Annotated in this window: 18 protein-coding genes; 13 read left to right on the plus strand and 5 right to left on the minus strand. The window is 61.4% G+C overall.

Going from position 1 to position 20,935, the window contains the following annotated elements:
- Positions 1-51 precede the first annotated feature (51 nt).
- The 4 genes from B2S33_RS09870 (at position 52) to gcvH (ending at position 4,403) form a co-directional block, all read left to right on the plus strand.
- Entirely contained in the window at positions 52-1,053 is a 1,002-nt protein-coding gene (locus tag B2S33_RS09870) for an extracellular solute-binding protein (protein WP_028686754.1), read from the plus strand.
- Positions 1,054-1,127: 74 nt separating this feature from the next.
- Positions 1,128-2,750, plus strand: coding sequence for an ABC transporter permease (locus B2S33_RS09875; RefSeq protein WP_280076468.1), 1,623 nt, complete (start codon positions 1,128-1,130; stop codon positions 2,748-2,750).
- A gap of 135 nt (positions 2,751-2,885) precedes the next feature.
- Entirely contained in the window at positions 2,886-3,968 is a 1,083-nt protein-coding gene (gene gcvT / locus B2S33_RS09880; RefSeq protein ID WP_104926625.1) for a glycine cleavage system aminomethyltransferase GcvT, read from the plus strand.
- Between the two features lie 51 nt (positions 3,969-4,019).
- On the plus strand, positions 4,020-4,403 hold the full coding sequence (gene gcvH / locus B2S33_RS09885) for a glycine cleavage system protein GcvH (protein WP_027913430.1): 384 nt from the start codon (positions 4,020-4,022) through the stop codon (positions 4,401-4,403).
- A 93-nt stretch (positions 4,404-4,496) separates the two neighbouring features.
- Here the strand turns inward: gcvH and B2S33_RS09890 are convergent, their stop codons facing one another.
- The 3 genes from B2S33_RS09890 to B2S33_RS09900 all read right to left on the minus strand — a co-directional run bounded on the left by B2S33_RS09890 (position 4,497) and on the right by B2S33_RS09900 (position 7,013).
- Entirely contained in the window at positions 4,497-4,811 is a 315-nt protein-coding gene (locus tag B2S33_RS09890) for a DUF2388 domain-containing protein (protein ID WP_027913431.1), read from the minus strand.
- An 84-nt stretch (positions 4,812-4,895) separates the two neighbouring features.
- Positions 4,896-6,569: a GspE/PulE family protein gene (locus tag B2S33_RS09895; protein ID WP_049695305.1), complete on the minus strand. Its 1,674-nt coding sequence runs from the start codon at positions 6,567-6,569 to the stop codon at positions 4,896-4,898.
- A gap of 132 nt (positions 6,570-6,701) precedes the next feature.
- Positions 6,702-7,013 carry a hypothetical protein gene (locus B2S33_RS09900; RefSeq protein WP_104926624.1) on the minus strand — a complete coding sequence of 104 codons (312 nt, stop codon included), beginning with the start codon at positions 7,011-7,013 and terminating at the stop codon, positions 6,702-6,704.
- 125 nt (positions 7,014-7,138) lie between these two features.
- Between B2S33_RS09900 and B2S33_RS09905 the strand changes: the two genes are divergently transcribed.
- The gene (locus B2S33_RS09905) at positions 7,139-7,609 is read left to right on the plus strand and encodes an Lrp/AsnC family transcriptional regulator (protein ID WP_027913434.1); all 471 of its coding nucleotides are present in this window, start codon (positions 7,139-7,141) and stop codon (positions 7,607-7,609) included.
- 5 nt (positions 7,610-7,614) lie between these two features.
- Here B2S33_RS09905 and B2S33_RS09910 read toward each other — a convergent pair whose 3' ends face one another.
- Positions 7,615-8,982, minus strand: a complete 1,368-nt coding sequence (locus tag B2S33_RS09910) for a CYTH domain-containing protein (protein WP_104926623.1) — start codon at positions 8,980-8,982, stop codon at positions 7,615-7,617.
- A gap of 114 nt (positions 8,983-9,096) precedes the next feature.
- Between B2S33_RS09910 and argE the strand changes: the two genes are divergently transcribed.
- Both argE and argA read left to right on the plus strand, forming a co-directional pair.
- Complete coding sequence (gene argE, locus B2S33_RS09915) at positions 9,097-10,239, plus strand: acetylornithine deacetylase (protein ID WP_288650193.1); 1,143 nt, start codon at positions 9,097-9,099, stop codon at positions 10,237-10,239.
- A gap of 123 nt (positions 10,240-10,362) precedes the next feature.
- Positions 10,363-11,664: an amino-acid N-acetyltransferase gene (gene argA, locus B2S33_RS09920; protein ID WP_027913437.1), complete on the plus strand. Its 1,302-nt coding sequence runs from the start codon at positions 10,363-10,365 to the stop codon at positions 11,662-11,664.
- 59 nt (positions 11,665-11,723) lie between these two features.
- Here argA and B2S33_RS09925 read toward each other — a convergent pair whose 3' ends face one another.
- Entirely contained in the window at positions 11,724-13,100 is a 1,377-nt protein-coding gene (locus tag B2S33_RS09925) for a glutamine synthetase family protein (RefSeq protein WP_023532636.1), read from the minus strand.
- Between the two features lie 573 nt (positions 13,101-13,673).
- On the opposite strand from B2S33_RS09925, the gene B2S33_RS09930 reads away from it, so the two are divergent.
- The 6 genes from B2S33_RS09930 to B2S33_RS09955 form a co-directional block, all read left to right on the plus strand.
- Positions 13,674-15,032, plus strand: coding sequence for a glutamine synthetase family protein (locus B2S33_RS09930; protein ID WP_023532328.1), 1,359 nt, complete (start codon positions 13,674-13,676; stop codon positions 15,030-15,032).
- A gap of 48 nt (positions 15,033-15,080) precedes the next feature.
- Complete coding sequence (locus B2S33_RS09935; RefSeq protein ID WP_288650195.1) at positions 15,081-16,442, plus strand: aspartate aminotransferase family protein; 1,362 nt, start codon at positions 15,081-15,083, stop codon at positions 16,440-16,442.
- Between the two features lie 160 nt (positions 16,443-16,602).
- Positions 16,603-17,700: a polyamine ABC transporter substrate-binding protein gene (locus tag B2S33_RS09940; RefSeq protein WP_027913439.1), complete on the plus strand. Its 1,098-nt coding sequence runs from the start codon at positions 16,603-16,605 to the stop codon at positions 17,698-17,700.
- Between the two features lie 158 nt (positions 17,701-17,858).
- On the plus strand, positions 17,859-18,953 hold the full coding sequence (locus B2S33_RS09945) for a polyamine ABC transporter substrate-binding protein (RefSeq protein WP_027913440.1): 1,095 nt from the start codon (positions 17,859-17,861) through the stop codon (positions 18,951-18,953).
- Positions 18,954-19,038: 85 nt separating this feature from the next.
- Positions 19,039-20,181 (plus strand): polyamine ABC transporter ATP-binding protein, encoded by a 1,143-nt coding sequence (gene potA, locus B2S33_RS09950; protein ID WP_027913441.1) that lies wholly within the window; start codon positions 19,039-19,041, stop codon positions 20,179-20,181.
- Positions 20,178-20,935, plus strand: a 758-nt coding sequence (locus B2S33_RS09955; protein WP_288650196.1) for an ABC transporter permease subunit, incomplete at its 3' end; no start/stop codon positions are given. The genes potA and B2S33_RS09955, both read left to right, overlap by 4 nt.

The raw sequence follows: 20,935 nt of genomic DNA on the forward strand, positions 1-20,935 counted from the left end.
ATGGGATTCACTACCATCTGCGCCTCTCTATTCGATCGAGGAGCGCCTTCCATGTTGCCACGCAAGTCCCTACTGGCCGCCCTGGCCCTGAGCGTTGTCGGTGGTACCGTGCAGGCCGCTGACGAGGTCGTGGTCTACTCCTCGCGTATCGATGAGCTGATCAAGCCGGTGTTCGACGCCTACACGGCCGAGACCGGCGTCAAGGTCAAGTTCATCACCGACAAGGAAGCTCCCCTGATGCAGCGCATCAAGGCCGAGGGCGAGCACGGTGTGGCGGATCTTCTGCTCACCGTCGATGCAGGCAATCTGTGGCAGGCAGAGCAGATGGGCATCCTGCAGCCGATCCGATCCGACATCATCGAGCGCAACATCCCGCCTCAGTACCGTGCCTCGTCCCACGACTGGACCGGCCTGAGCCTGAGGGCGCGTACCATCATCTACTCCACCGAACGGGTCAAGCCGTCGGAGCTCAGCACCTATGAAGCCCTGGCAGACAAGCAGTGGGAAGGTCGGCTGTGCCTGCGCACGGCGAAGAAGGTGTACAACCAGTCCCTGACCGCCACCCTGATCGAAAGCCACGGCGAAGCGAAGGCCGAGCAGATCGTCAAGGGTTGGGTCAACAACCTCTCCACCGACGTATTCTCGGATGACAACGCAGTGATCCAGGCCGTCGAGGCGGGTCAGTGCGACGTGGGTGTTGTGAATACCTACTACTACGGCCGGCTGCACAAGCAGAATCCTAACCTGCCGGTGAAGATTTTCTGGCCCAACCAGCAAGACCGTGGCGTGCACGTGAACCTCTCCGGCATCGGCCTGACCAAGCACGCGCCTCATCCTGAGGCCGCAACGAAACTGGTGGAATGGATGACCGGTGAACAGGCGCAGAAGTTGTTCGCCGACCTCAATCAGGAGTTCCCGGCCAACCCTCAGGTCAAGCCTTCGGACGAAGTCGCCGCGTGGGGCGACTTCAAGGCCGACAGCATTGCGGTGGAAGTGGCCGGCAAGCGACAGGCCCAAGCCATCCGCCTGATGGACCGTGCCGGCTGGAACTGAGCGCCACATCCCGCTCGAGAGGCCTGCAAAGGCCTCTTCGTGGGTCGAGCTGCGGCCCGTCATAGAGATCTAAAGTGCCCTACACCCACCGTCGTCGTTGGTACCTCCCCGTCACCCTGATCGCTGGCCTCGTGCTGCTGCCCCTGAGCGTGCTGCTGTTGTCGTGGCAGTCGATCGACCTGCAGATCTGGTCCCACCTGCTCGACACGCAGATGGGGCGCTTGCTGGGTAACACCGCCACCTTGGTGGTGGGGGTCGGTCTGGGCGTCTCCTTGCTCGGTGTCAGCCTGGCCTGGCTCACCAGCCTGTGCGAGTTTCCGGGCCGCCGCTGGCTGGATTGGGCGCTGATGTTGCCGTTCGCCATTCCGGCGTACGTCCTGGCCTTCGTCTTCGTAGGTTTGCTGGACTTCGCCGGCCCAGTGCAGAGTGCCCTGCGTGAGGCTTTCGGGCCCATGCGCCTGCCACGGGTGCGCTCCACCGGCGGCGTGATCACCGTGCTGGTGCTGGTCTTCTATCCCTATGTTTACCTGCTGGCACGCACAGCGTTTCTTGCCCAGGGCAAAGGGTTGATGGAGGCCGCCCGGGTATTGGGGCTCTCCCCCTGGCAGGCATTCTGGCGTGTGGCCCTACCCATGGCGCGGCCTGCCATTGGGGCGGGTATCGCCTTGGCCCTGATGGAAACCCTCGCTGACTTCGGCGCCGTGGCGGTCTTCAATTTCGACACGTTCACGACCGCCATCTACAAGACCTGGTATGGCTTCTTCAGCCTGTCCAGCGCTGCGCAATTGGCCAGTTTGCTGCTGCTGGCCGTCATGCTGGTGCTGTACGGTGAGCGCCGTGCGCGGGGCGCCAACCACAGCGCCAGTGAACGCCCCAGAGGCCAGGCGCTGTACCGACTGCAGGGTGGCAAGGCGCTGCTGGCCAGCGGCTGGTGCCTGTTGGTCTTCGCCTGCGCATTTGTCATCCCATTGCTGCAACTGCTGGTGTGGTTCTGGCAGCGCGGGCGCCATGATCTGGATGATCGCTACATCGGCCTGGTGCTCCACACCCTGTACCTGGGCGGCGTTGCAGCGCTGGTGACGGTCTGCGTGGCGCTGCTGCTGGCCTTCGCCCGTCGCCAGGCACCTACACCGGGTATCCGCATCGGCGTAGGGCTTGCCAACCTGGGCTATGCCTTGCCCGGCTCGGTACTGGCGGTGTCGATCATGCTGGCCTTCAGTTACCTGGACAGTCAGGTCGTCGCGCCGCTGTCCAGCTGGTTGGGAGGCGCTGGCAGGCCATTGCTGCTGGGCAGCCTTGCGGCGTTGCTGCTGGCCTATGTCATTCGCTTCATCGCCGTGGCCTACGGCCCGCTGGAGAGCAGCCTGGATCGGATTCGTCCCTCGCTGCCGCAGGCATCACGCAGCCTGGGTGTGGGCGGGGTAGGGCTGTTCATCAAGGTGTACTTGCCGCTGCTGTTGCCAGGCGCACTGAGCGCGTCGTTGCTGGTGTTCGTCGATGTGCTGAAGGAAATGCCGGCAACCCTGCTGATGCGCCCATTTGGCTGGGATACGCTGGCGGTACGGGTGTTCGAGATGACCAGCGAGGGTGAATGGGCGCGGGCGTCGCTGCCAGCATTGACGCTGGTGGTGGTAGGGCTGCTGCCGGTCATTGGCCTGATCCGCCGCTCGGCGCGCAGGCCCGGCCATTCCTACTAAGGGTGCCAGCATGCGCCCTTGCCGCTACAATGCGCGGCACTCGCGCAGCAGGCAATCAAAACAACGCTGTTCACACAGCTGAAGGCCATGAGCCCTCCACTGCTGCCGCTTCGCCACGCCCGGAAGGAGAAACCCATGGGACAGCGCACGCTTTTGTACGACCTGCATCTGGCGCTTGGCGCCAAGACGGTCGATTTCGGTGGCTGGGACATGCCGCTGCATTATGGCTCGCAGGTCGATGAGCACCACCAGGTGCGCAGTGACTGTGGGGTCTTCGACGTTTCCCACATGACCGTCATTGATATTCAGGGCGATGCGGCCACGGCCTGGTTGCAGCGGTTGCTGGCTAACGATGTCGCCCGGCTCGATCAGGTTGGCAAGGCACTTTACAGCCCCATGTTGCATGAGCAGGGCGGGGTGATCGACGACTTGATCGCCTACCGCACGGCGACGGGTTACCGCCTGGTCACCAACGCAGCTACCCGAGCCCGGGTGCTCGCGTGGCTGGACCAGCAGCGTGACGGGCTTGCCGTCGACGTTCAGGTTCGTCCGGACCTCGCCATTCTTGCCGTTCAGGGCCCGAACGCGCGCGAGAAGGTAGCTGCTTTGGTCAGTGCCTCGCGGGCCGCTCTGATACGCACGCTACGCCCCTTCGAAGGCGTGATGGACGGGGAGTGGTTCATCGCGCGCACCGGCTACACCGGCGAAGATGGCTTGGAGATGATCTTTCCGGGTGACCAGGCCGTGACCTTTTTCAACGACCTGGTCGGCGCCGGTATTGCACCCAGCGGCTTGGGAGCTCGCGACACGTTACGGCTCGAAGCCGGCATGCACCTTTACGGGCAGGACATCGACGAGCAGCACACGCCGTTGTCGTGCAACCTGGGCTGGAGCATCGCCTGGGAGCCGGCGAGCCGAAACTTCATCGGGCGCGCGGCATTGTTGGCGGAAATCGAGCGGGGCGTACAGGAAAAGCTCGTGGGTTTGGTACTGGAAGAGCGCGGTGTACTGCGTGCCCACCAGGTGGTCCGTGTGGCGGGGATTGGCGAAGGGGAGATCACCAGTGGTAGTTTCTCACCTACGCTGAGCAAGTCCATTGCCCTGGCACGCGTCCCCATGGCCACGGGCGACCGGGCCGAAGTGGAAATTCGTGGCAAATGGTACCCGGTGCGCGTGGTCAGGCCGACTTTCGTGCGCCATGGCAAGATTCTGATCTGATCCATCATCAAACGGCGGGCGTACCGCTGAGCCAATCGAGGAATTCAAGACATGAGCAATATCCCCGCCGAACTTCGTTTTGCCGAAAGCCATGAATGGGCCCGCCTGGAAACCGACGGTACCGTCACGGTAGGCATCAGTGACCATGCGCAGCAAGCGCTGGGTGACGTGGTGTTCGTCGAGCTGGCCGAGGTGGGCAAGGTGTTCACCGCAGGCGACGCGGCCGGTGTCGTGGAGTCGGTCAAGGCCGCTTCCGACATCTATGCCCCGGTCAGTGGCGAAGTGATCGCCGTCAACGAGGCATTGGCTGACAGCCCTGAGCAACTGAACGAGCAGCCCTACGACGCATGGATCTTCAAGCTCAAGCCGAGCAGTCAGGCTGATCTGGATAAACTGCTGGATGCGGCTGGCTACAAGGCCGCGATCGGCGAGTAAGCCGTCCGGCCATCACTGGCATGAGCACTCGCAGCCAGGGGGTGAAGACCTCCCGGCGCGAGCTTGCCAGCGATGGGGCCGGCGCTGTATCGATCAGTCGACTACTGCATGCTCGGCCAGAATGGCATTGGCCAGTTCCATGTCGGACGCGTGAAGGCCTGGATGTTCCGCGCGCACCTGCTTGATTGCCGACTCCAGGAATGGCCCACGGATAGCGCCTTCACTGGCTACGAAGCTGCCGGCATCATCCTGCGCCGCCATCACCAACTTGTGGTCGCGGGAGGTCAGGTAGGTCGAGCCGGTGGTTGCCCCGGAAGAGATCACATTACGCCAGAAGGAATCGGCCATGGCCGAACCCATGGGCAGCGCGAGCAGGGCTGCGGCAGCGATGGCAGTGTTGAGACGCATGATGAGACACCTCGAAGGTGAGCGTTGAAGATGTGCGGTTGGATGCTCGCGGGCCTGCCAAGTTCCGGGACTTGCCGCTTCTGATCAGCTGCATGTACGCAGGACTTCTTCTGCCAGGGTTCGCCCACACGCAACCTTGGCTTCGCCGCAGCGGAGCAGGTCCACAAGACCATCTGCCTGGGCTTGGCGTCGCAATTGCGCAAGGTCTGTATCAGGGCCGATCAGAGCCCGCAGGTTGTCGCTAGGCTCGAGTAATTCGAACAAACCTGTACGCCCGTGAAAGCCCGTGCCGCGGCACGTTCTGCAGCTGGCTGCCTCGCGCCCCTGGCACTGGCTGCACACCGTACGCACGAGCCGCTGAGCCATCACCGCGATCAACGTCGCTTTGATCAGGTAGTCAGCCACACCCAGTTCTTGCAGGCGGATGATTGCGGCACAGGCGTCGTTGGTGTGCAGGGTAGACAGCACCAGGTGCCCGGTAAGGGCGGCCTGCACGGCCACCCGTGCGGTATCGGGGTCTCGTATTTCGCCAATCATGATGATGTCCGGGTCCTGGCGCAGCATGGCGCGCACGCCGTTGGCAAAGCCCAGGTCCAGTGCCGGCTGCACCTGAAACTGGTTGAACGCGGGTTCGAGCCGTTCGATGGGGTCCTCGATGGTGCACAGGTTCACCTGCGGGGTGGCCAACAGCTTGAGACTGGCGTACAGCGTACTGGTCTTGCCTGAGCCTGTGGGCCCTGTGACCAGGATGATGCCCTGGCGCCGTTGCAGCAGGCCTTGCCAATGGCTCAATTGCTGCCCCTGAAGGCCGAGCCGATCAAAGCTCTCGTGCAACTGCTGCGGGTCGAACAGGCGCAAAACCAGCTTCTCACCAAAGGCAGTGGGCAGGGTCGACAACCGGAGCTCCACCTCGCTCCCGTTTGGCAGGCGGCTTTGCAGTCGGCCATCCTGAGGCCTGCGTTTTTCCGCGACGTCCATGCGCCCAAGGTGCTTCAGGCGGCTGATCAGGGCCACCATGACTGCGCCGGGGAACACGTAGACGGTGTGCAACAGGCCATCGATGCGATAGCGCAAGTGCCCTTGGTCGCGGCGTGGCTCCAGATGGATGTCGCTGGCGCGCTGGTCGATCGCGTAGTGCAGCAGCCAGTCGACGATATGCACGATGTGCGCGTCATCCGCACTGGCCTGCAGGTGGCGTTTGCCCAGCTCCAGCCACTGCTCGAGCTCGCCGAAGCGGTTCGATTGCTGATGATGCGCGCCCTTCACCGACTGGGCCAGGCGCTGGAAGGGTTCACCGGCCTGACGCAGTTGCACAGGGCTTGCGAGCACCCGCCGTACGGTTCGTCCAAGGCTCAGGGCAAGATCGGCCTGCCAGCGGCACTGATAGGGCTGTGCGCTGGCCACGGTGACGCTCGCGGCGTCAGCCGCCACGATGAGAATGCCGTGGTTTTGCGCAAAGGCCGGCGACACCAGCTCAGCCACCTGCTGCAGGTCGATTTGCAGCGGATCGATACGCAGATAGGGCAGACCCGCCTTGGCAGCCAGCCATTGGCAAAGCCGATCCAGGTCCAGTATCTGCCCCGGGTGGAGGCGGTCGACAAGGTTGCAGGCGGCCACCTGCTCCAGCGGATGATCAGCGGGGTGATCGACGGCCTGCTCAAGGACACGCACGCTATCGCTGGCATGCAGGCGCTGATCGATAAGCAGGGCTTCGAGCACCCGGTGCAGGTCGAGTGCCAGGGTATCTGGGTTATGCATGAGGCGTCCGTGCCTGATCAAGAAGACCTGATCAAGGCTAGCTCAGCCTTCGCCCAAGCCGGATCGGAAGGGTTTCAGGGTTTTGCCTGATGGTGACGCTTGCTCCGCGCCTCAATGCGTTGGCAGGCGCCGTTAGGCGTGCACTACTGACAGCTCCACACGGTGTTGCGGGGCCATGTGCACATCGGCCACACACACCATGTTGCGCAATTTCTGAGCAATCACCTCGGCGCGATGCCAGCTCAACCCGCCAATGCCGATGTCGATGGTCAACCAGTCATCCTGTTGAATGACCTGCATGCTGTGCGGTGTGAGCATTTGCAAGGCGAACTGATTGAGTATCCGGCACAAGCTGTCGGGCTCGGCTTCGGCCTGCAAGCGATACAGCACGGTGGTGTGGGCATTGTTGTTGGCCCATACATCGGCACGCGGCAGTGAGTTCATGCGTCATCCTCGTTGAATGCAGAAAGTTTTGCATGCCTAGGCCGGAATTTTTTCGCTAAGATTCGACCCAATGAGTCTTTTTTTGCATAGCTATTATCGATGCGGGTCGATCTGGAGAATTGTTCATGCACAGCGCATTGGATGCTTACGACCGTCGTATCCTCGAGTTGCTACAAGAAGACGCTTCGCTGTCCAGCGCCCAGATCGCCGAACGCATTGGCTTGTCCCAATCGCCGTGCTGGCGACGGATTCAACGGCTCAAAGAGGAGGGGGTGATTCGCGGGCAGGTCACCTTGCTGGACCGCAAGAAGATCGGGCTGAACACCCAAATATTCGCCGAAGTAAAATTGAATGCCCACGGCCGTTCGAACTTCACCGAGTTCACGGAGGCGATTCGCGGGTTTTCGGAAGTGCTGGAGTGCTACGTGTTGATGGGCTCGGTGGACTTCCTGCTGCGTATCGTCACCCCGGACATCGAGGCGTACGAGCGGTTCTTCTTCGAAAAGCTCTCGAACGTGCCCGGCATTCAGGAGGTGAACTCGATCGTGGCCCTCTCAGAGATCAAGTCCACCACCAGCCTGCCGCTATCGGGCTGAGGGCATCACGCTTTGAGCAGATGTTTCCAACCACGGCTCTGATCGACGGCACGTGCCTGCTCGATGCGGGCTTCGAGTACCTCATTGCCGATCGGTTGCTCAGCCAGTTCGTGCAACTTCTTCATGTCGCCGTACAGGCGGTCCATTTGTGGTGCGTCCAGCACATGGCGGGCATGGTGCAGCCAGGCCATCAATTGCTCGATGCGCGGCAGTTGCTCTGCCAGGTCCTCGGGGCGCTGGGTGTACAGCGACAACTTCAGGGCGCGGCCTTCCTCGGCAATCAGGTGTGCAAGCCAGCTTGCCAGAAGCGCCTTGCCCTGGCGCTCGCCACGGCCCTTGCGTTCGGCAGTCCAGGCACGCGACAACAGCCAACGTGAGGTTTCCAGGGAGAACTGGCCCCAGCGAGGATCATCCAGCTCTTCTGCGAACTGCTCGGGCGCGGCGCGGCGGATGTCTTCGTCATCGTTGCCGGCTTGCACCAGTGGACGCCAGTCTTCGAGCAGGGCATCCAGGCGCGCGCGCAGGTCACGGGTAGCCGCGCGGGGGGCGGCCTGGCCCAGGCTGGCGGTGATTGCGCGCAGCTCGATGAGGTTCTGCACCCAGTCCTGCAGCGACCGCCAGTGGCCGCTGTGGCGGTATTGCTCGGCCAAGCGCTGGCTGTTGCCCAGCAGTTGCCAGGCCAACGCAGCATAGGCGTCGTCCAAGGCCATGTCCGCTTCGAGGTCGGCGACGCTCAGATCCAGCTCGAAACGCTCTGGCTCCAGCAGACGATAGCCGCGCTCGGCCTTGCTGATATCGCAGGGCATCAGCGCAACGCTTGTGGTCAGCTCGGCAGCCAGCTCCAGCAGCGCCGCCGGCTCACCTTCACGCAGCTCCAGTTCCAACTCGCATATCGCTTCCTTGCGCTTGCCGGCAATTACGAAGCCTTGGTCCAGCGCAGCCTCGATCACCACCTTGGCCTTGCCACGGCCCCAAGCGATTTCGGCATATTCGCGGGTGAAATCGGTGGTGAACAACGGTTTGATGGTCTTCTTGTCCAGGTCGGCCAGTTGCGCCGGCCAGCAGCTGTCATCCAGCTTCTTGAGGTCCAGCTTGACCTTGTCCAGTTGCCATTCGTGCTCGTTGCGCTCGGACAGGCCAGCCACACTGGTTCCGCGGCACTTGAGGGTCTGGATGACGGTATCGCCGTCACGGCGCAGGCGCAGGGCAACGCGTGCCTCGGCCAGCGCGCGCTCAGGCGTGTCGAAATACTGGTTCAGCAGTTCGCGGGTCTGCCAGCCAGACTTGTTGCGCTTTTTCAGCAGCGGGTGCTCGCGCAAGGCGGCGAGGGTCTCGGGGCTGGCGCGCAGCTTGAGTTCGGTTTCTTTGGGCATCACAGGCTCGAAAGGGGGCGTGGTCGATGCAGAGTCTACAGCAGTAGGCCGTCAACGGTTTATTCCAGACGGCGGATGGTCCTATGATGGGCAATGCTTCCGAGGAGTAAACGCATGCCGTTGCCGACGCTGAAAGACCAATTTGCCGCCTTGATCGCCGCGCCTTCGGTCAGTTGCACCCAGGCCTCGCTCGACCAGTCCAACCGTCAGGTCATCGACCTGTTGGCTACTTGGCTGGGCGATCTGGGCTTCACCTGCGACATTCAGCAGGTGACCCCCGGCAAGTTCAACCTGCTGGCCAGCCGCGGCAGCGGCCCGGGCGGCCTGGTGCTGGCCGGCCACAGCGACACCGTGCCCTATGACGAGCAGCTCTGGAGCAGCGACCCTTTGAAGCTGACCGAAGTCGAGGGTCGCTGGGTGGGGCTTGGTAGTTGCGACATGAAGGGCTTTTTCGCATTGGTGATCGAAGCCGTCATTCCGTTGCTGCAGCACGACTTCAAGCAGCCGCTGCTGATTCTGGCCACCTGCGACGAGGAAAGCTCGATGTCTGGCGCCCGTGCCCTGGCCGATGCTGGCCAGCCCCTGGGTCGCGCGGCGATCATCGGCGAGCCGACCGAGCTGCGGCCGATCCGCATGCACAAGGGCATTCTCATGGATCGTATCGACATCCTGGGGCGCAGTGGTCATTCCTCGGACCCAAGCCTGGGCCGTAGCGCCATGGACGCCATGCATGCGGTCATGGGCGAACTGATGGGCCTGCGCCAGCAATGGCAGAAGGCCTATAACAACCCGCAGTTCACGGTGCCGGCACCCACCATGAACTTCGGTTGCATTCACGGTGGCGACAACCCCAACCGGATCTGCGGTCAGTGCGCCCTGGAGTTCGACCTGCGCCCATTGCCGGGCATGGACGTGGAGCAGTTGCGCGCTGCCATCCGTGCAAAACTGGTTCCGGTTGCCGAGCACCATGACGTGCGTATCGACTACGCGCCGCTGTTCCCCGAAGTGCCGCCGTTCGAACAGGCGGCCGACAGTGAACTCGTCCAGGTGGCAGAACGGCTCACCGGCCACCGTGCCGAAGCGGTGGCATTCGGCACCGAAGCACCTTATCTTCAGCAGCTTGGCTGCCAGACCATCGTGCTCGGCCCTGGTGACATCGCCTGCGCACACCAGCCTGGCGAATACCTGGACATGTCACGTATCGAGCCGACCGTGCGTCTATTGCGTGACTTGATCGGGCACTATTGTCTGCATTAAACGCCCACCCCATTCATTCGTTTCTGCCTAGAGGAGACCGCGCGTGACCGCAAGCCTGTTCCGACGATGATCCTGAACGCCCCTGTAACGCCGTTCTCCGTCCACTTATCCACAGGCCCTGTCATGCACGATTACGTCAACTGGCTACGCCACGCTTCTCCTTACATCAACGCCCACCGCGACTGCACCTTCGTGGTGATGCTTCCCGGCGATGGGGTCGAACACCCTAACTTCGGCAACATCGTCCACGACCTGGTGCTGCTGCACAGCCTTGGGGTACGCCTGGTCCTGGTGCACGGCTCTCGTCCGCAGATCGAGAGCCGCCTGGCTGAACGTGGCCTGGCAGCGCATTACCACCACGGCCTGCGTATCACCGATGCCGCTACCCTGGATTGCGTCATCGACGCGGTCGGCGCGTTGCGCCTGGCCATCGAAGCGCGGTTGTCGATGGACATCGCCGCCTCGCCCATGCAGGGCTCGCGCCTGCGGGTGGCCTCCGGCAACCTGGTCACCGCGCGGCCGATCGGCGTGCTCGAAGGCGTGGATTTTCATCACACTGGCGAAGTGCGTCGGGTAGACCGCAAGGGCATCAGCCGCCTGCTCGACGAACGCTCCATCGTGTTGCTCTCGCCGCTGGGCTATTCGCCAACCGGCGAGATCTTCAACCTCGCCTGCGAAGACGTGGCCACCCGTGCGGCCATCGAACTGGGTGCAGAGAAGTTGGTGTTGTTCGGTGCAGCACCTGGTCTGTTGGATGAGCATGGCCGCCTGGTGCGCGAACTGCGCCCCCAACAGGTTGCGCCGCACTTGCAGCGCCTGGGCAGTGATTACCAGGCCGAGCTGCTCGATGCCGCTGCCGAGGCGTGCAAAGGCGGAGTGGCACGCAGTCACATCGTCAGCTATGCCGAGGACGGCGCGCTGCTGACCGAACTGTTCACCCGGGGCGGTGGCGGTACGCTGGTGTCCCAGGAGCAGTTCGAGATCGTGCGAGAGGCCACCATCGAAGACGTCGGCGGCCTGCTCGACCTGATCAGCCCGCTGGAAGAACAGGGCATCCTGGTGCGCCGTTCACGGGAAGTGCTGGAGCGGGAAATCGAGCAGTTCAGTGTGGTGGAGCGCGAAGGCATGATCATCGCGTGCGCAGCGCTGTATCCGATTGCAGAGTCCGATGCTGGCGAGCTGGCATGCCTGGCGGTGAATCCGGAATACCGCCATGGCGGGCGCGGGGACGAGCTGCTGGCGCGTATCGAAAGCCGGGCACGGGAGATGGGGTTGAGCACTCTGTTCGTGCTCACTACACGCACGGCGCACTGGTTCCGCGAACGCGGCTTCTCGCCCAGTGGTGTCGAGCGGCTGCCGGCGGCACGGGCTTCGCTGTACAACTTCCAGCGCAATTCGAAAATCTTCGAAAAGCCGTTGGGGTGAGGCCTTCTGCGCCTGCGCGCCTGAAATGAAAACGCCGCCTTCAAGGGCGGCGTTCTGGTTTACACGGTGTGCAGATACCAGTTGTACTCGAGGTCGGATATCGAATGTTCGAACTCCTCCAGCTCGCTTTCCTTGCACGCGACGAAGATGTCGATGTACTTCGGATCGATGTACTTGTTCAGGATTTCGCTGTCATCCAACTCGCGCAGCGCATCACGCAGGTTGTTCGGCAGGCTCTGTTCCAGCTGCTCGTACGAGTTGCCTTCGATAGGCTCGCCCGGCTCGACCTTGTTGGTCAGGCCATGGTGAACGCCTGCCAACACGGCCGCCATCATCAGGTACGGGTTGGCGTCAGCACCCGCCACGCGGTGCTCCAGGCGCACGGCATCCGGGGATCCGGTCGGTACGCGCAACGCCACGGTGCGGTTGTCCAGGCCCCAGCTTGGCGCATTGGGCACATAGAACTGCGCGCCAAAGCGGCGATAGGAGTTGACGTTCGGGCACAGGAACGCCATGGACGCGGGCAGGGTCTCGAGCACACCGCCGACAGCATGACGTAGCGCGGCGTTCTGCTCGGGATCCTCGCTGGTGAAGATGTTGTTGCCATCTTTGTCCAGCACGGAAATGTGTACATGCAGACCATTGCCTGCCTGCCCTGGGTAGGGCTTGGCCATGAAGGTGGTGTCCATTTCATGGTCGTAGGCGATGTTCTTGATCAGGCGCTTGAGCAGCACGGCGTAGTCGCACGCCTTGAGCGGGTCCGGCACATGGTGCAGGTTGACTTCGAACTGAGCCGGGGCGCTTTCCTTGACGATGGCGTCGGCAGGGATGCCCTGTTCCTTGGCCCCTTCGAGGATGTCCTGCAGGCAGTCGGCATACTCGTCCAGGTCATCGATCAGGTAGACCTGGGTCGATTGCGGACGCTTGCCGGAAATGGGCGAGCGCGGCGGCTGTGGGCGGCCGTTCACGTTCTCCTGGTCAATCAGGTAGAACTCCAGCTCGAAGGCGGCGCAGATGGTCAGGCCCATGTCGTCGAACTTGCTCACCACCTGGCGCAGTACTTCACGCGGGTCGGCGAAGAAAGGTTCGCCCTCGAGCTCGTGCATGGTCATCAGCAACTGGGCAGTCGGGCGCTTTTGCCACGGCTCGTTGGAGAGGGTGTCGGGGATCGGATAGCAGATGCGGTCTGCATCGCCGATGTCCAGGCCCAGCCCGGTGCTTTCGACGGTGGAGCCATTGATATCCAGTGCAAACAGGGAGGCCGGCAGGTTGATGCCTTTCTCGTAAACCTTGTGGAGGCTGGTGCGCTCTATGCGCTTGCCACGCACCACACCATTCATATCTGCAATCAGAAGGTCAACGTAGAGAACCTCAGGATGTTCCTTAAGGAACGCGTTCGCTTCGTTAAGCTGAACGGCACGCGGGGGTACCGACATGATGCAACACCTTTGTTGTTAAAAATATCAATCAAGGGGGGCTTGCAGGACCAGTCAATCGAAAAGCCATACTGATGTCAAGCCAACCCCATGATGCCCTGAAATGGCACGTCTACGGCAGATTTGCTGCATATCGGGGCACGGCATTATCCGCTATTTCTCTGGAAAAGCGCTATCGCGAGCACTGCGTCGTTTATTTTTTACGCAGGTGTTGTGTAAAAAAATGAACGGCGCTAAGCTCCGATTCAACCCAAAACAGAATAATACGAGGGTCTCATGGTCCGCCTGCCGCGACCTGGAAGCGCTGCCAATGCAGTGCAATCAGGCTGTTCAGTCACGTTAGCCTGGCCTGCCAATCCCATGGCGGCAGTGCTCGCAATAATTGACGTCTGGCATGCTCGGCCCCGCCTTCATGGCACCTCATCTCCACGCTTCGCTTCTTTCTGCCATTACGAATCACTTAGGGCACACGTCATTTCAGTGTATCCACCGTCCGCCTGCGCGGGGGTTTTGCTTTAGCCATCCACTGCATCCAGAATCAAGTCGCGGACCACCTTACCTCCTGAGGTATTTATGAGTAACAACCTCGACCAGCTCACCGATTGGTTGAAAGAGCACAAGATCACCGAAGTCGAATGCCTGATCAGCGACTTGACCGGCATCACGCGCGGTAAGATTTCGCCTACCAACAAGTTCATCGCCGAGAAAGGCATGCGCCTGCCCGAGAGCGTGTTGCTGCAGACCGTGACCGGCGACTATGTCGACGACGACATCTATTACGAGCTGCTGGACCCTGCAGACATCGACATGATCTGCCGGCCCGATGAGAATGCCGTGTTCCTGGTGCCATGGGCCATCGAGCCGACCGCGCAGGTCATCCACGATACCTATGACAAAAAGGGCAACCCCGTAGAGCTGTCGCCGCGCAACGTGCTCAAGAAGGTGCTCAAGCTTTACGCCGACAAGGGCTGGCAGCCCATCGTCGCGCCCGAGATGGAGTTCTACCTGACCAAACGCAGCGAAGACCCTGACTTCCCGCTGCAACCGCCAGTGGGCCGTTCGGGCCGGCCTGAAACCGGGCGCCAGTCCTTCTCCATCGAAGCTGCGAACGAATTCGACCCGCTGTTCGAGGATGTCTATGACTGGTGCGAATTGCAGCAGTTGGACCTCGACACGCTGATCCACGAAGACGGCACGGCGCAGATGGAAATCAACTTCCGTCACGGCGATGCCCTGCACCTGGCCGACCAGATCCTGGTGTTCAAGCGCACCATGCGTGAGGCGGCGCTCAAGCACAACGTGGCAGCCACCTTCATGGCCAAGCCCATGACCGGCGAGCCTGGCAGTGCGATGCACCTGCACCAGAGCGTGGTCGATGTGACCACCGGGAAGAACATCTTCAGCAATGAAGACGGCAGCATGAGCACGCTGTTCCTGAACCACATCGGCGGTTTGCAGAAATTCATTCCCGAAGCGTTGCCGCTGTTTGCGCCCAACGTGAACTCGTTCCGCCGCTTCCTGCCGGATACCTCGGCGCCAGTGAACGTCGAGTGGGGCGAGGAAAACCGTACGGTAGGCCTGCGCGTCCCGGACGCCGGCCCGCAAAGCCGCCGGGTGGAAAACCGCCTGCCGGGTGCGGATGCCAATCCGTATCTGGCCATCGCCGCGAGCCTGCTGTGTGGCTACATCGGCATGGTCGAAGGTATCGAGGCCAGCGCACCGGTCCAGGGCCGGGGTTACGAGCGTCGCAACCTGCGCCTGCCGCTGACCATCGAAGACGCCCTGGAACGCATGGAAATCAGCCGCGCCCTGGAGCAATACCTGGGCAAGAAATTCATCGCCGGTTACGTGGCCACCAAGCGTGCCGAGCACGAGAACTTCAAGCGCGTCATCAGTTCCTGGGAGCGTGAATTCCTGCTGTTCGCAGTTTGATCAACCTCGGCCCCGCAGACGCGCGGCCGTCCGTCAACGGAGAACCACATGAGCCTGAACAACCCGCAAACCCGTGAATGGCAAGCCCTCAGTGGCGAGCATCACCTCGCGCCTTTCAGCGACTACAAGCAGCTGAAGGACAAGGGGCCGCGCATCATCACCAAGGCGCAAGGCGTGCATTTGTGGGACAGCGAGGGGCACAAGATTCTCGACGGCATGGCTGGCCTGTGGTGCGTGGCCGTGGGGTATGGGCGGGAGGAGCTGGTTCAGGCGGCAGAGCGGCAGATGCGTGAGCTGCCCTACTACAACCTGTTCTTCCAGACCGCCCATCCTCCGGCGCTGGAGTTGGCCAAGGCGATCACCCAAGTGGCGCCCGAGGGCATGAGCCATGTGTTCTTCACCAGTTCAGGCTCCGAGGGCAACGACACCGTGCTGCGCATGGTTCGCCATTACTGGGCACTCAAGGGCAAGCCGAGCAAGCAGACCCTGATCGGTCGGGTCAACGGCTATCACGGCTCCACCGTGGCCGGTGCCAGCCTGGGCGTCATGAGTGGCATGCACGAGCAAGGCGGCTTGCCCATCCCAGGCGTGGTGCATATCCCTCAGCCGTACTGGTATGGCGAGGGCGGTGACATGACACCGGAGGCGTTCGGGGTCTGGGCTGCGGAGCAACTGGAAAAGAAAATTCTCGAAGTCGGCGAGGACAACGTCGCCGCCTTCATCGCCGAGCCTATCCAGGGCGCCGGTGGCGTGATCATCCCGCCAGACACCTACTGGCCGAAGATCAAGGAAATCCTGGCCCGGTACGACATCCTCTTTGTGGCCGACGAAGTCATTTGCGGTTTCGGACGAACAGGGCAGTGGTTCGGCTCGGATTTCTATGACCTCAGGCCCGACCTGATGACCATCGCCAAGGGCCTTACCTCCGGTTACATCCCCATGGGCGGTGTGATCGTGCGTGACAAGGTTGCCAAGGTGCTTAGCGAAGGCGGGGATTTCAATCACGGCTTCACCTATTCCGGCCATCCGGTGGCTGCCGCGGTAGGCCTGGAAAACCTGCGCATCCTGCGCGACGAACAGATCGTCGAGAAAGCGCGCACCGAAGCGGCACCGTATTTGCAAAAGCGTTTGCGTGAGTTGCAGGACCACCCGCTGGTGGGCGAGGTGCGCGGTGTTGGCCTGCTCGGCGCGATCGAGCTGGTGAAGGACAAGGCGACACGCAGCCGTTTCGAGGGCAAAGGTGCTGGCATGATCTGCCGTAATTTCTGCTTCGACAATGGCCTGATCATGCGGGCCGTCGGCGACACGATGATCATCGCGCCACCTCTGGTCATCAGCCCGGCGCAGATCGACGAGCTGGTGGAAAAGGCACGCAAATGCCTGGACCTGACACTCGAGGCGATTCGCTGACAGCTAGCGATGTGACATTAAGTCGTTACAAGGGCCAGGTTTCCTTGAAACCGGGCCTTGTAACTTGCCAGACTAGCGGCTGCTTCAGTCGCCCACACGCGTGTACTGCGGGACCCGGCTTCTGAACGGATGGCTAATCGAACACTCTGGAGCATGACGCATGAAGAATATGGGCAAGACGTTGTTGGCCGCTGCGCTGATGGGCGCAGTGGTCGGGGCTGTACAGGCTGAAGACAAGGTACTGAACGTCTACAACTGGTCGGACTACATTGCTCCGGACACCATCGCCAAGTTCGAGAAAGAGTCGGGCATCAAGGTCAAGTACGACGTGTTCGACAGCAACGAAACCCTGGAGGCCAAGTTGCTGGCCGGTAAGTCGGGCTATGACATCGTGGTGCCTTCCAACAACTTCCTGGCCAAGCAGATCAAGGCGGGCGTCTACCAGGAACTCGATCGCACCCAGCTGCCCAACTGGAAGAACCTCGACGAGGATCTGCTCAAGGCCGTGGGCGATGCCAGCGACCCGGAAAACAAGCATGCCTTCCCCTACATGTGGGGCTCGATCGGCATCGGCTACAACCCCGAGAAGGTCAAGGCCGCGCTGGGCGTGGACAAGATCGATTCCTGGGACGTGGTCTTCAAGCCAGAGAACATCGCCAAGCTCAAGAGCTGTGGCGTGAGCTTCCTTGATGCCCCAACCGAAATGTTGCCAGCGGCCCTGCATTACCTGGGCCTGCCGACCAACAGCACCAAGAAGGAAGACCTCAAGGCTGCCGAAGACCTGTTCCTCAAGATCCGTCCGTCGATCACCTATTTCCACTCCTCCAAGTACATTGGCGACCTGGCCAACGGCAACATCTGCCTGGCTGTCGGCTACTCGGGTGACCTGGAGCAGTCCAAGACCCGCGCCCACGAAGCGGGGGACAAGGTCAAGCTGGACTACGTGATCCCGAAAGAAGGCGCCGGCACCTTCTATGACATGGTTGCCATGCCCAAGGATGCCGAGCACAAGGAAGCGGCCTACAAGTTCATGGACTTCCTGATGCAGCCGCAAGTCATGGCCGAAATCACCAATGCCGTGCGCTTCCCCAACGGCAACAAGGCCGCGACCGCCTTTGTGGACAAGGACATCACCAGCGACCCAAGCATCTATCCGTCCGCTGAAGTGAAAAAGAATCTGTACGCCATTGCCGCCCCTGAAGCAGCAGTGCAACGGGTAATTACCCGCAGCTGGACCAAGATCAAATCGGGCAAATAAGCCTGATGTAGCATTTTCGGACCGGGTATTCCCGGTCCGAAACCAGTGAAAGGCAATTGAGCATTGCGGCATCGAAGCTGCGAAGGTAAGTTGCGCGCCGGTTTTGCGTGTGCGGCAGCATTGTCGCTATCCAGACACTGATTGTGAGGACCACCCACTTGTCCAATTCTGTATTACGCAAGGCCGTGATGGCTGCAGCGAGCCTGACGCTGGCATGCAGCGTCCAAGCGGCGCCTACGGTGCATTTCTACAACTGGTCCGACTATATCGGCCCCGACACGCTCGCAGGCTTCGAGAAAGCCACGGGCATCAAGCCGGTGCAGGATGTCTTCGATTCCAACGAAACCCTGGAAGGCAAGCTGCTGGCCGGCAGGACCGGCTACGACGTGGTCGTGCCCTCCAACCATTTTCTGGGCAAGCAAATCAAGGCGGGCGCTTTCCAAAAGCTCGACAAGGCACTGCTGCCCAATTACGCGAACCTTGAACCTGCGTTGATGAAGCGCCTGGAGAAGAACGACCCGGGTAACCTGTATGCCGTGCCTTACCTGTGGGGCACCAATGGCATCGGGTACAACGTCGACAAGGTCAAAGAGGCGCTTGGCGTCGATACCATCGACTCCTGGGCGGTGCTGTTCGAACCCGAGAACATGAAGAAGCTGTCCAAGTGCGGCGTGGCCTTCCTCGACTCGGCGGACGAAATGCTTCCGGCCGTCCTCAACTACATGGGCCTGGATCCCAACAGCACCAACCCCAAGGATTACGCCAAGGCCGAGCAGAAGCTGCTGGCGGTACGCCCCTACGTGACGTATTTCCATTCGTCCAAGTACATCACCGATCTTGCCAACGGCAACATCTGTGTCGCGGCAGGTTTCTCGGGTGATGTGTTCCAGGCCAAGGCCCGCGCCGAAGAGGCGAAGAAGGGTGTGAACCTGGCTTATGCCATTCCCAAAGAAGGCGGCAACCTCTGGTTCGACGTGCTGGCGATTCCCAAGGACGCCAAAAACGTGGAGCAGGCGCATGCCTTGATCAACTATTTGCTGAAACCTGAGGTTATCGCCCAGGTCAGTGATTACGTCGGTTATGCCAACCCTAACTCGAAGGCTGGCGACCTGATGGACCAGGCCGTGAGGACTGACGCTGCGGTTTATCCACCGCAGGATGTGCTGGACAAGATGTTCGTGAACTCAGAGCTGCCGCCCAAAGTGCAGCGCCTGATGACCCGCAGCTGGACCAAGGTCAAGTCGGGCAAGTAATCCACCTCACCCGCGCGGCCNNCCCCCCCCCCCCCCCCCCGAGCGGCCCCGCGCGGGCACAAAAAACTTGTTGGGAGTTTCACTCATGGCAGTTGCCTCCGGCGCCTATAAGAAAGCCCTCGAGGGTGGCCAGCAACCCAAGCAGGTGCTGGTCAAGATCGACCGGGTCACGAAAAAATTCGACGAAACGGTAGCGGTGGACGATGTGTCCCTGGAAATCCGCAAGGGCGAAATCTTCGCCTTGCTTGGGGGTTCCGGCTCCGGTAAGTCGACCTTGCTGCGCATGCTGGCAGGCTTCGAACGCCCCACCGAAGGACGCATCTTCCTGGACGGCGTGGACATTACCGACATGCCGCCCTACGAGCGGCCGATCAACATGATGTTCCAGTCCTACGCCCTGTTCCCGCACATGACCGTGGCGCAGAACATCGCCTTCGGCCTGCAGCAGGACCGCTTGCCCAAGGCCGAGGTCGACGCCCGCGTGGCCGAGATGCTCAAGCTGGTGCACATGACTCAGTACGCCAAACGCAAGCCGCACCAGCTCTCCGGTGGCCAGCGCCAGCGCGTGGCCTTGGCTCGTTCCCTGGCCAAGCGGCCTAAGCTGTTGCTGCTGGACGAGCCGATGGGTGCCCTGGACAAGAAGCTGCGTTCGCAGATGCAGCTGGAGCTGGTGGAAATCATCGAGCGCGTCGGCGTGACCTGCGTGATGGTGACCCACGACCAGGAAGAAGCCATGACCATGGCCCAGCGCATTGCCATCATGCACCTGGGCTGGATCGCTCAGATCGGCTCGCCGGTAGACATTTACGAAACCCCGACCAGCCGCCTGGTCTGCGAATTCATCGGCAACGTCAACCTGTTCGATGCCGAGGTGATCGACGATGCCGAAGGCCACGCCCTGATCGCCTCGCCTGAACTTGAGCGCAAGATCTACGTCGGGCACGGTGTCTCCACCTCCGTGGAGGACAAGCACATCACCTATGCACTGCGCCCGGAAAAGATGCTGGTCACCACTGTCCAGCCTGATTTCCAGTACAACTGGTCGCGCGGCAAGATCCATGACATCGCCTACCTGGGCGGGCATTCGGTATTCTACGTGAAGCTACCCAGTGGCAAGGTGGTGCAGTCGTTCGTCGCCAACGCCGAGCGCCAAGGCGCGCGCCCTACGTGGGACGATGAAGTCTTCGTATGGTGGGAAGACGACAGCGGCGTGGTACTGCGGTCATGAAGCTGCGCAAGCTCAAGCGAGCGTTCCGGCGCATCACCCCTGAAGGGCGGCACCTGGTGATCGGTGTTCCTTTCGTGTGGCTGTTCCTGTTCTTCATGCTGCCGTTCTTCATCGTCCTGAAGATCAGCTTCGCCGAAGCCGACGTGGCGATCCCGCCGTACACCGAGATCTACAGCTACGTCGAGGACAAGATCCAGTTGGTGCTCAACCTGGCCAACTACGGTTTGCTGACCGAGGACGAACTGTATATCTCGGCCTACCTCGGTTCGCTGAAGATGGCGTTCATCAGCACGCTGCTCTGCCTGCTGATCGGCTACCCGATGGCCTATGCCATCGCCAACGCCAAGAAGGAAACCCAGACCGTCCTGCTGCTGCTGATCATGATGCCGACCTGGACCGCGATCCTGATCCGCGTGTATGCCTGGATGGGCATTCTGAGCAACAACGGTTTGCTCAATGGCTTTTTGATGTGGACCGGGCTGATCGACCAGCCGCTGCAGATACTCAACACCAACCTGGCGGTGTACATCGGCGTGGTCTATTCCTACCTGCCGTTCATGATCCTGCCCTTGTTCGCCAACCTGGTGAAGCATGACCCAAGCCTGCTCGAAGCGGCATCCGACCTGGGGTCGAGCACCTTCAACAGCTTCTGGAAAATCACCGTGCCGCTGTCAAAAAACGGCATCATCGCCGGTTGCATGCTGGTGTTCATCCCCGTGGTGGGCGAGTTCGTGATCCCCGAACTGCTCGGCGG

Origin of the sequence: Pseudomonas sp. UBA5568 (genome assembly GCF_002425525.1) — a bacterium.
Lineage (GTDB): Bacteria > Pseudomonadota > Gammaproteobacteria > Pseudomonadales > Pseudomonadaceae > Aquipseudomonas > Aquipseudomonas fulva.

Bases quoted from the DNA above. Each gene is read 5' to 3' on its own strand.
- gcvH (WP_027913430.1), top strand. From the start codon at position 4,020: ATGAGCAATATCCCCGCCGAACTTCGTTTTGCCGAAAGCCATGAATGG.
- potA (WP_027913441.1), top strand. From the start codon at position 19,039: ATGGCAGTTGCCTCCGGCGCCTATAAGAAAGCCCTCGAGGGTGGCCAG.
- B2S33_RS09890 (WP_027913431.1), bottom strand. From the start codon at position 4,811: ATGCGTCTCAACACTGCCATCGCTGCCGCAGCCCTGCTCGCGCTGCCC.
- B2S33_RS09935 (WP_288650195.1), top strand. From the start codon at position 15,081: ATGAGCCTGAACAACCCGCAAACCCGTGAATGGCAAGCCCTCAGTGGC.
- B2S33_RS09930 (WP_023532328.1), top strand. From the start codon at position 13,674: ATGAGTAACAACCTCGACCAGCTCACCGATTGGTTGAAAGAGCACAAG.
- B2S33_RS09925 (WP_023532636.1), bottom strand. From the start codon at position 13,100: ATGTCGGTACCCCCGCGTGCCGTTCAGCTTAACGAAGCGAACGCGTTC.
- B2S33_RS09870 (WP_028686754.1), top strand. From the start codon at position 52: ATGTTGCCACGCAAGTCCCTACTGGCCGCCCTGGCCCTGAGCGTTGTC.
- argA (WP_027913437.1), top strand. From the start codon at position 10,363: ATGCACGATTACGTCAACTGGCTACGCCACGCTTCTCCTTACATCAAC.
- gcvT (WP_104926625.1), top strand. From the start codon at position 2,886: ATGGGACAGCGCACGCTTTTGTACGACCTGCATCTGGCGCTTGGCGCC.
- B2S33_RS09895 (WP_049695305.1), bottom strand. From the start codon at position 6,569: ATGCATAACCCAGATACCCTGGCACTCGACCTGCACCGGGTGCTCGAA.
- B2S33_RS09905 (WP_027913434.1), top strand. From the start codon at position 7,139: ATGCACAGCGCATTGGATGCTTACGACCGTCGTATCCTCGAGTTGCTA.
- argE (WP_288650193.1), top strand. From the start codon at position 9,097: ATGCCGTTGCCGACGCTGAAAGACCAATTTGCCGCCTTGATCGCCGCG.
- B2S33_RS09900 (WP_104926624.1), bottom strand. From the start codon at position 7,013: ATGAACTCACTGCCGCGTGCCGATGTATGGGCCAACAACAATGCCCAC.
- B2S33_RS09910 (WP_104926623.1), bottom strand. From the start codon at position 8,982: ATGCCCAAAGAAACCGAACTCAAGCTGCGCGCCAGCCCCGAGACCCTC.
- B2S33_RS09940 (WP_027913439.1), top strand. From the start codon at position 16,603: ATGAAGAATATGGGCAAGACGTTGTTGGCCGCTGCGCTGATGGGCGCA.